The sequence below is a fragment of the Ruegeria sp. YTSC230 genome (assembly GCF_059609665.1).
In genome coordinates, this window is record NZ_JBXWMC010000005.1 from 40209 (window position 1) to 50841 (window position 10633).

The following is a 10633-nucleotide window of genomic DNA, read 5'->3' on the forward strand; positions in this document are numbered from 1 at the left end:
GGCATGCGCAAGATCTACGTCGCCGGGCATCGCGGCATGGTCGGCGGCGCAATCCTGCGTCGCTTGCAAGACCGTCAGGCATCAGGTGAGGCGCTGGAACTTGTAACACGGACCCATGCGGAACTTGATCTGACCAATCAGGCCGCTGTCGCCGATTTCATGCAGGCCGAGTGCCCAGACGTTGTCATTCTGGCGGCGGCTAAAGTCGGCGGAATCCATGCCAACAACACCTACCCGGCGGATTTCATTTACAAAAACCTGATGATCGAGTGCAACGTGATCCATCAGGCGTTTGCCGCGGGGGTCAAAAACCTGCTGCAATTGGGTAGTTCCTGCATCTATCCGCGCGCTGTGCCGCAACCAATGCGCGAAGATGCCCTGCTGACAGGTGTGCTAGAGCCGACAAACGAACCCTATGCCGTGGCAAAGATTGCCGGAATCAAGCTGTGTGAAAGCTACAATCGGCAGCACGGCGTGGACTATCGTTCCGTGATGCCGACAAACCTGTACGGACCTGGCGATAATTTTCACCCTGAAAACAGTCACGTCCTACCCGCCCTGATCCGCCGATTTCACGAGGCACAGCGGAATGGGCTGGAAGAAGTTATCATCTGGGGCACAGGTAAGCCCCGGCGCGAGTTTCTGCATGTTGACGACATGGCTGAGGCGTCTTTGTTCGTAATGGACCTACCGAGTGCTGCATATGAGGCAAATACCCAACCCATGCTGAGCCATATCAATGTGGGATGTGGTGAAGATATCTCTATCGCGGAACTGGCAGCGATGATTGCAAAGATCACCGGGTTCACCGGGCGGATTACGCAAGACGTCAGCAAGCCGGACGGTACCATGCGAAAGCTGATGGACGTTTCCCGGCTGGCCGACATGGGATGGCGCGCGACTATCAGGATCGAAGACGGTATTCGCGAAACCTATGCCTGGTTTCTAGAGCAACCCGAGGCAGAACTTCGCGCGAAGTGACCGCCCGGACACAGATCCGGGCAGTCTGGCGGATCAGAACCAGCGGCCAATTGCTATGGCCATTGGAGGTAAAGCCGTCGCGTCAGAAACAGACGAAAGAACTTTGTACACGACCTGAGTTTCGGACGGTTCATCAAAGCCCATGAACCTGGTGATCGCGCCCCCACTGCCGCTGATTGCCGTGTTGGTGCCAGTAGCAAAGGCAGCCGGGAAAACCCATGTTGCAGACGAGCTCGCATACAGTGCACCTTCGGTGTTTGTGCAGGTCGTTGTATCCAGTGAAGCGGTGCAAATCTGGGTACCATCAGCAAACCGGACGAAATCACCACTCGGTGTGGCTCCTCGTTCAATCACAGCGCCGGTCGGGGTTCCGCCACTTTGCGTGACTGTCCCCACTAAGTTGCCGGGCCCATACCCATAGTCAGCCCGCATCAGACGACCCGCCGTTGTGTCTTCAGCGCTGCTTTGCACGGCCAAGCCCGAGGCAATCCCGGACGCTGGATCAAAGCTCAGCGCCTCAAACCAATTGTTCCCATCCGGCGAGACCTTGATGGAAAAGCCCGTGCTACCGGACAGGCCCATTTCGGCATGACCGGTCCAATTGGATTGAAACAACAGGGAAGCGGTTTCACCGGCATTTGCCTTGTTGATCTTCAGTTGATGCCCGGCACCTTCGTGGCTTAGCAAGGTTGCCGGCGCGCGCACTGACAGACGATTGGTCGTGTCGTGCCCGGTGGCAATTCCGACGCCTGGCAGGTTCTGCGTCGTGGTCGGGGGTCCGACCCATGCCGACCCGTCCCAAATTGTCAGACGACTATTCTCTTGGTCCCACGCGCGCCAGCCCGATTTGGGCGTTATGAAATGCCAGCCATTGTCTAACCAAGCTGCAAGTTCTCCCGCATGATCCGACCAATCGCCGGAGGGCGTCGACCCAAGGGCATAAAGCTCGCCCTGAGCCGGAACTGCGGGCGGGGTTGAGGCATTAGTAGACTCAATGCAAAGCTGGACTACCAGATCAAGGCGTCTCAGGGCTTCGTTATGCGTGACGTGCTTTTGCGCTTGCGACGGTTGCAGGAATGGCAAGTTCAATCTGGGCGAATTTTGGGACAAAGGGGATTCTCCGTTGGTTGTCGGATCGACAATTGCGTTGCGCGCCAGACTGCCGCGCCTCACATGAATCCCGCCTGACCGATACGAACGCTCGGTTAATGCCGTGCCAATATTTTGCCTGAGCGAAGGGCTGTCCAATCACCCCAGGGCTTTTGATCCACACCGAAAGAAAAAAACAAACTGCAATGCCTGCAGTTTGCCCTTAATTCGATACCGTTTACCTCGTTTTCGAGGCCACAATCCCTGGTTACTGGGCTGCCTGACCCGTGGCGACAACGTCGTGCAGGTATTTTTGCAAATCCTCTCGAAGGTCATCGCGCGCCAGCGCAAACGCGACTGTTGCCTGCAGGAAGCCCGCTTTGGACCCGCAGTCAAACCGCTGGCCGTCGAATTTGTATCCGAAAACCGGGACACCGTTTCTGATGTCTTCGGCGATTGCGTCCGTCAGTTGAATCTCGCCGCCACTGCCCAGCTTGTTCTGATTAAGGTTGTACAGAACCGATGGGCGCAGAATGTAACGACCGATTACTGCCAGATTGGACGGTGCTTCCTCGGGTTTCGGTTTCTCGACCATGCCGCGCGCGCGCACCGCTGTTCCGATGTTATCGCCCACATCCAAAACGCCGTAAGAGCTTGTCTTTTCCGGGGGAACTTCCATGGTGGCAACCATATTGCCGCCAGTTTCCTCATAGGCTTCTATCATCTGCTGCAAGCAGGGCTTTTCCCCTGCGATGACGTCGTCGGGCAGCATGACCGCAAATGGTTCGTCTCCAATCAGGCGGCGTGCGCACCACACGGCGTGACCCAAACCCAAAGCTTTGTGTTGCCGGATATAGGCGATAGCCCCGCTTTCCATGTTGGTCGCATTTAGCGTTTCCAACAGGTCGTCTTTGCCTTTTTCCTTAAGCGTTTGTTCAAGGATTTGGTTGTGGTCAAAATAGTCCTCAAGCGCTGACTTTCCGCGGGACGTTACAAAAATGAATTCGGTAATCCCGGCCGCCCGAGCTTCGTCGATTGCGTATTGAACCAGCGGGCGATCGACCAGGGTCATAATTTCCTTAGGTACCGATTTTGTCGCGGGCAGAAAGCGAGTACCAAGACCCGCAACCGGAAAAACCGCCTTTGTGACCTTACGTGCCATGCTACCTCTCAGCAAAAAGTCTTGTCCGTATGAAAGTGTTTTGTCGACGCCACCTCATATTGCGCGCGATTAGAACAATCAACGCAATTAGGCAAAGTCGGTCAACTTGGAGAGATCGTGCCACCGTTGAAATCGGAAGTCAAAATGCTCTGCACATGCTGGCTATGACATAGCCTTAGAGGTTGCCAGTTTAGGGTTAAAATGGATAAAAATGTGCATATTGGATGCAATGTGGAGACAAACGGAGTCGCTGAAACACCCAAAAAACGAACCTGCCCCGAAGGCTGTGAATTGCTTCGGAGCAGGCGGGTTTATGCCTTTGCCATGATCGCCTCGAGCGGGTCGTGCTCGGCCACAAAATGATTAGGCTTCACTTCACTCAACAGAGGAACATAGTCATTCTCACCGGCCGCCAAACGACTTGGGAGGAAACGCAACGCGGCTTTCGGATCCATCGGTGAGGGCAGTTCGCCCGGCAGTTTCAGGCGCGTGCGGCTGCGCTCCACGTCCGGGTCCGGAATTGGCACGGCCGAGATCAGCGATTTGGTGTAGGGGTGGATCGGATCAGAACAGATCACTTCTCCGTCGCCCAGTTCCACGATCCGGCCCAGATACAGCACCATGATCCGGTTAGATACCGCTCGTACAACCGACAGGTCGTGACTGATGAAGATCATCGACAGACCGAACTCCTGCTGCAACTCGCGCAGCAATTCCACGATCTGCGCCTGAATTGACACGTCCAGCGCGGACACTGCTTCGTCGCAGATGATCAGCTTGGGTTTGTTGATCATCGCCCGTGCAATGCCGACGCGCTGGTTCTGACCGCCCGAAAGCTCGTGCGGATAGCGGTTGATCATGTTGGCCTTCAGGCCGACCCGTTCCATCATTTCGGCGACCAGCTTCTTGCGCTCCCGCTCAGTCAGGTCAGGGCGATAGGTCTTCAGCGGTTCCGCAATTGAGGCAGAGATGGTCATCCGCGGATCGAGGCTGGCCAGCGGGTCCTGGAACACGATTTGCAAGTCCTTGCGGTACTTGTTCAACTCGGACCTCCTAAGTCCAACAATGGGATGACCCAGCCAACTGACATTTCCCGCACTGGGTTCGATCAACTGCAGGACGGCCCGTGCCAGAGTGGACTTTCCGCAACCAGACTCGCCCACGACTCCCAATGTTTCGCCCTTGCGGATGTCAAAACTGACACCATCGACGGCTTTCAAAGGTACTTTGTGCCCGAACAAACCGCCCGAGACGTGGATTGGGAAGTGCACTTTGACGTCGTCGACTTTCAGCAGCGGCTCATCGACTTTTTCCAGCGCCTTGGGTGCGTCACCGGCGTCGATGCGGGGCATCGCGGCCAGCAAAGTCTTGGTGTAGTCGTGTTTGGGCGCCCGGAAGATTTCACGCGTCTCGCCGGCCTCAACGAATTGACCCAGCCGCATGACCTGAACGCGATCGCACATTCGGGCCACGACACCCATGTCATGGGTAATCAGCGCAATCGCGGTGCCTTCGTCCTTTTGCAGGCGTACCATCAGGTCCAGAATGTCTGCCTGAACGGTCACATCCAGCGCCGTTGTCGGTTCATCCGCGATCAACAGCTTTGGATTACACAACATGGACATTGCAATCATGACCCGCTGGCGCATGCCGCCCGACAGCTCATGTGGATACTGATCCAGACGCCGTTTAGCCTCAGGGATGCGCACACGTTCGAGCCATTCAAGACAGCGCGCCCGAGCAGCCGATCCTTGCAGCCCCTCGTGAACCTGCAGAACTTCGCGCATCTGCTGACCGATCCGCAGGTGCGGGGTCAGGGCCGTCAGGGGATCCTGAAAGATCATGCCGACATCGTCGCCACGGATCTGGTTCAGCTTGTTGACCGGCAGGTTCAGAATTTCCTGACCGTTCAGCATGGCGGAACCGGTTGCCTGCCCGGCAGGTGGCAGCAGGCCCATCGCGGCCATGAATGTCTGGCTTTTGCCGGACCCACTTTCGCCCACGATGCCCAGGCATTCGCCTGGATTGATGTCAAAACTGATGCCTTTGACGGCCTCTACAACACCGTCGGCGGTGTTGAACTGGACGCTCAGGTCTTTTACGGAAAACAGGCTCATATCAGCGATCCTTCGGGTCCAGAGCGTCGCGCAAGCCATCACCTATGAAGAACATGGTGATGATGATTGCGACGTAGAATGTCAGTGGGAACAACAACTGCCACAGTGTGCCATAGCCCATCGTCCCGGCCCCTTCGGCGATCAATCGACCCAGAGAGGTATAGGGTTCGGAAATCCCAAGGCCGAGAAACGAAATGAAACTTTCGGTCAGGATCATCTCAGGCACCAGAAGCGAAGCATACACAATCACCACGCCAAGAAGGTTGGGCAGGATATGGCGATACATGATGGTGAATTCGCTGACCCCAGCTGCACGTGCGGCCTCGATAAACTCTCGGTTCTTCAGGGTCAGGGTTTGCCCCCGTACAATTCGTGCCATCGTCAGCCAACCAACCGCACCAAGTGCGATGAACAGCATGACGAATGATCGACCCGCGACAACCAGCAGCAGGATGATGACCAGAGTTGCCGGAATGGCCAGCAGGATATCGACGAAGCGCATCATCACACCGTCGGTACGGCCACCGATATACCCTGCGGCAATACCGTAGCATGTACCGACGATCAGGGCGGTCGCGGCACCGATCAGACCCACCAGCAGCGATGTCGTCGTCGCCTGAATGATGCGGCTGTATAGATCGCGCCCCAGATCGTCGACGCCGAAGAAATGTCCAGTCTCTGCGGACGGCATTCCCATGCCGCGTACGTCGCCCATGACGTTCCAGTCGATTTCCTCGTTGCTCCAAACGGCAAAGTAGGGGCCAATGATCGTGAACAAAACGATCATCGCCAGAATGAACAGACTCGCCATGGCGGCCTTGTTGCGAACAAAACGCATCCGTGCGTCCTGCCACAGTGAACGCCCCTGAATGACCGTGTAATCGGTGATGTCTTCGGCCAGGTGGGCGGCTTTTTGTGATTTACCAAGCATTGCCAGCCCCTCAGTAACGGATTTTCGGATCGAACCAGGCATAGGCCAGGTCGGTCAGCAGGTTTACGAGTACGGTCAGGACGCCATATAGGATCGTGACACCCAACAGCACCGCGTAATCACGCGATAGCGCGGACCCCACATAGGCCTGCCCCAGCCCACCGGTCGAAAAATAGATGTCCACAAAGACCGAACCCGTCAGTACGTAGACGAAAACCGGACCCAGATAAGACACGACGGGCAGCAAGGTTGGTTTCAGGGCATGGCGCCAGATCACGGTTCTTGTCGGCAGACCCTTGGCGCGAGCCGTGCGGATGAAGTTCGAGTTCAGAACTTCAAGCATCGATGACCGCGTGATTCGCGCAATGGACCCCATGTATGAGGTCGCAAGCGCGATAACGGGCATGATCAGGTACGGCCACTGGCCGCCATTCCAGCCACCGCCCGGCAGCCATCCCAGCCACAAGGTGAAGGTCAGGATCAGGATCGGACCCATGATGAAGTTCGGCAGCGCCTGCGCTGCGATACCCAAGCCAACAGCGAAATAGTCGATCCAGCTGTTGTGCTTGATCGCCGCGGCAATCCCCAGCGCGACTCCGACGGTTGTTGCCACCAGGAAGGAAAGCGAACCGTAGGTCAGCGAGATCGGGAAACCCTGCGCGATGATGTCATTCACGTCCCGGTCCTTGAACTTAAAGGACGGGCCGAAATCAAAATGCACGACGATGTTGTACAGATAGTCCCACAGCTGTTTCCACAGCGGTTGGTCCAAACCGTACCGCGCCTCGATATTGGCCAGCACAGCGGGTGGCAGTGGCCGTTCGGAGGTGAATGGTCCACCTGGTGCGAAGTGCATCAGAAAGAAACTTGCAACGATCAGCAAAAGGATCGTTGGGACGGCGATCAGCAATCGCCGGACGATATAGGCAAGCATTTCATGCCCCCATTATTGGCTTTGCCCCGGAAAGAACTCCGGGGCAAAGCTTGGTCTAAGGAAGATTATTCGGCGGTTTTGTAGAGGTTCTTGGAATACCAGTTCTGCTCTACGTTTTTGACCGGCCAGTTACCGACATCGCTGTCCATCATGTAGACGCCAGCATAGTGATAGATAGGGATAACAGGCGTCTCTTGCGCGATGATACGCTCGACCTCAGTGTAGAGAGGAGCGGCATCGTCAGAGGTTTTGGCTTCGGACAGCAGTTCATCAACGCGGGCGTTGTTGTACTTGCCGTCGTTATAGCCGGAATCCGACTGTAGCAGATCGAGGAAGGTCGAGGCTTCGTTATAGTCGCCACACCATGCGCCGCGTGCCATATCGAAGTTCTGATTGCCACGCTCTTCCAGGAAGATTTTCCATTCCATGTTGGCCAGCTCGGCACTTACGCCCAGCTTTTGCTTCCACATCTGGCTCAGGGCCACGGCAACTTTTTTGTGCGCTTCCGAGGTGTTGTAAACCATCTCAAAGCTCAGTGGGTTGTCGGGACCATAACCAGCTGCGGCTAGCAGTTCCTTGGCCAGTTCGTCGCGCTCGGCCTGCGACATGGACGCCATTTCTACGTCTGGAACGTCAAAGCCAGCGGTTGCTGCCGGGGCAAAGGTATAAGCCTGCGGCTGCCCACCTGCCATGATGTTCTCGGTGATGATCTTACGATCAACTGCCAGGGACAGCGCCTGACGGACGTTCGGGTCCTTGAAGGCTTCGGGGCCACCATCGGACAAGTTGAACGTGTAATAATAGTTACACAGGCGCGGGAAGCTGATTGCTTCTTCCGGGTGCTCTTTTTGCAAGCGTGGGAACTGACCTGCGGGAACTTCTGTGCGGTCCAGCTCACCTGCCAGGTAACGGGTCAGCGCGACGTTTTCGTCGTTGATGACCAGTGCCACGACTTTTTCGATGATCGTGTTGTCGTTGTCCCAGTAGTTTTCGTTCCGTTCACGAACCGAACGTTCCTGTGGCAGATGTTCGGTCAGGACGTATGCACCGTTCGATACGATGTTTTCAGGCTTGGTCCAGGCGTCGCCAAACTCTTCGATGACTTTCTGCGGGGCAGGGAAAGTGGTCGAGTGTGTGGTCATTTGCGGGAAGTACGGCAGCGGTGCGCTGAGCGTCACTTCAAGCGTGTGGTCGTCGATGGCTTTAACGCCCAAGTCGTCAACCGATTTGTCACCTGCGATGATTTCAGATGCGTTCTCGATCGACATCAGTTCCATGAACCATGCATAGGGCGAGGAAAGGGCGGGATCGACGGCACGTTTCCAGGCGAAAACAAAATCGCTGGCGGTTACCGGATCACCATTCGACCACTTCGCATCGTCGCGCAGGGTAAAGGTGTAAACGTCTTTAGAGTCGTTGGTGGTGTAACCGGTGGCTACACCGGGGACCAGATTGCCGTCTTCGTCCTGGTTCATCAGGCCTTCGAACAGGTCACGCACGATCTCGGCGCCGGAAACATCTTCAACAACTTGAGGATCAACCGAGCTGTGTTCGTCCAGAATACGATAGGTAAAGGTCTGGTCATCCGCCAACGCTTCGCCGGTAGTCGGATGGGTTCCGGCGGCAAATGCAGCACCGGTGATCATGGTCGAGGTCAACAGCCCCGCAAGAGATGTACAAATATACTTGTTCATGTTTTTCAACTCCCGTTTTTTATTCAGCAACCCACGCGCATCCCTTCAGGATGGCTGAGGGCCACCATGTTTGTCCGACCCAGAAAGAGACCGGGACTGGTTCGAATTTTGCTTTTTCAGATCGCAATGAACACCGCGTCGCAGTCTTTCGGTTTGCAGTCGGGAACGTGTTTGCAAAAGTCGCCTTTCACTGATGTCGAACGTGGCATTATTTCAAAAAAGGTTAAAGCCTTTGCCTTAAAATTGGGCAACCAGAGGTGGAATGTGAATGGAAACGGGGGTGCAGTGGAAATTTTATGTTGAAACTCGGAGGCTTCGTGACATTTTTGTGAAGGGTGCCGATTTTCGTTTGGTTGTTTCCGTCGGGTCAAACAGCTGAGGGGTATCTGGATCAGGGCGAATCGCTACTGTTTCAGGCTGGCCTTCATTCTCGCATCAGGAAAGCAGGTAGGAGCTTGGCCGATCGATTCTTGCCAGCGTCCGATCGAACGACGGGTTTTGAACCCGGGTAGGCCATCCGCCCCTCCGACGTCGTGCCCTTGTTGTTCCAGTGTGCGCTGCATGGCAGCGATATCGGATCGGTACATGGCGTCGATCTTGCCCCAGCGACCAGAAAAATTGCCAACGCCATATTGAATGCGGTCTCCGACGTGTCCAACGAACAAGGCATACAGATCGCTTTTGTTGTATTCCTTGAGGACATAGAAGTTCGGCGTGACGACAAAGGCAGGGCCGTTCCGCCCGGCGGGCATCATCAAATACCCATCTCCGGCCAGTTCATGTTTTGGAAACGGCTTGCCTGACACGCGCGCAATTCCCATTGCGGCCCAGTCCCGAATGGGTCTGCCTTGGTCAGGACCTTCCAGCGCGCAGGATATGGTGTCAGGAACAACGACTTCGAACCCCCAATCGCGCCCGGCCCTCCAGCTATGCTGCGCCAGATAGTTCCCGATAGAGGCAATTGTATCTTCGGCTGAGGTCCAAATGTCAGCTTTCCCGTCCGCGTTCCCGTCGGCCGCATAGGTCAGGAAATTGGAGGGCATGAATTGCGGTTGGCCCAAAGCGCCCGCCCAGCTGCTTTTCATTGTGCCCGGCGGTGCATCGCCCGCTTCGGCGATTTGCAGCGCTGCGATCAGCTCTTTGGTAAAATAGTCAGCGCGGGTACTCATGAACCCTTTGGTGCCCAGCACCTGGAAGGTGTTGTGTCGAATGGGAACTTGCCCATAGCCGCTCTCACGACCCCAGATGGCCAGAATGATGCGGGCGGGCACGCCTGTTTCGGCCTCGACGCGCGCCAAGGTTGCGGCGTGTCGCCGGGCCATCTGCCGCCCGACGGATGTCGCGCCCTGAACGGAGCCCGCGTTGAAGTATCGACCCGGGGAGCCAAATTCAGCCTGTTTTTGCCGTTTCGGGGTTTTGATCGGTTGCCCCGGAGGCACCAGATCCGGCAATTTCCAGTTCAGCGTCACACCGTCAAAGGCCTGTTGCATCGTGCGCCTGGAAACACCCTTGGCTCTGGCCTTTGGCCAGATGGTGTCTTGCAGCCAAGACTGGAATTGTCTTTCAACCGCAGCACGATCTTGCGCGGTTGCACTTGTGGACAGGCACCAAAGACCCAGGACGAACATGATCCATCGCATCGCTTAAGGTCTGGCTTGGTCAAAGCCGCAAGTCAACAGCGGTTTTCCCGTGGTTTTGTCTGCGCCTATTCCCACCGTTGATCAG

General features: G+C 56.1%; 8 protein-coding genes. 1 reads left to right on the plus strand and 7 read right to left on the minus strand.

The window, feature by feature from the left end:
* The first annotated feature begins 3 nt into the window (after positions 1-3).
* Complete coding sequence (fcl, locus tag AC2FD9_RS11275) at positions 4-981, plus strand: GDP-L-fucose synthase (protein WP_496836911.1); 978 nt, start codon at positions 4-6, stop codon at positions 979-981.
* Positions 982-1014: 33 nt separating this feature from the next.
* Here fcl and AC2FD9_RS11280 read toward each other — a convergent pair whose 3' ends face one another.
* The 7 genes from AC2FD9_RS11280 to AC2FD9_RS11310 all read right to left on the minus strand — a co-directional run bounded on the left by AC2FD9_RS11280 (position 1015) and on the right by AC2FD9_RS11310 (position 10536).
* Positions 1015-2091, minus strand: coding sequence for a DUF2793 domain-containing protein (locus AC2FD9_RS11280; protein WP_496836913.1), 1077 nt, complete (start codon positions 2089-2091; stop codon positions 1015-1017).
* Positions 2092-2338: 247 nt separating this feature from the next.
* Positions 2339-3232 carry a UTP--glucose-1-phosphate uridylyltransferase GalU gene (galU, locus tag AC2FD9_RS11285; protein ID WP_282169450.1) on the minus strand — a complete coding sequence of 298 codons (894 nt, stop codon included), beginning with the start codon at positions 3230-3232 and terminating at the stop codon, positions 2339-2341.
* A 311-nt stretch (positions 3233-3543) separates the two neighbouring features.
* The gene (locus AC2FD9_RS11290; protein ID WP_282119485.1) at positions 3544-5349 is read right to left on the minus strand and encodes an ABC transporter ATP-binding protein; all 1806 of its coding nucleotides are present in this window, start codon (positions 5347-5349) and stop codon (positions 3544-3546) included.
* Position 5350: 1 nt separating this feature from the next.
* On the minus strand, positions 5351-6280 hold the full coding sequence (locus AC2FD9_RS11295) for an ABC transporter permease subunit (RefSeq protein WP_058274595.1): 930 nt from the start codon (positions 6278-6280) through the stop codon (positions 5351-5353).
* Between the two features lie 10 nt (positions 6281-6290).
* Complete coding sequence (gene oppB / locus AC2FD9_RS11300; protein ID WP_058277210.1) at positions 6291-7214, minus strand: oligopeptide ABC transporter permease OppB; 924 nt, start codon at positions 7212-7214, stop codon at positions 6291-6293.
* 65 nt (positions 7215-7279) lie between these two features.
* The gene (locus tag AC2FD9_RS11305; protein WP_496836917.1) at positions 7280-8908 is read right to left on the minus strand and encodes a peptide ABC transporter substrate-binding protein; all 1629 of its coding nucleotides are present in this window, start codon (positions 8906-8908) and stop codon (positions 7280-7282) included.
* A gap of 404 nt (positions 8909-9312) precedes the next feature.
* On the minus strand, positions 9313-10536 hold the full coding sequence (locus tag AC2FD9_RS11310; RefSeq protein ID WP_496836919.1) for a lytic murein transglycosylase: 1224 nt from the start codon (positions 10534-10536) through the stop codon (positions 9313-9315).
* Between the last annotated feature and the right edge of the window lie 97 nt (positions 10537-10633).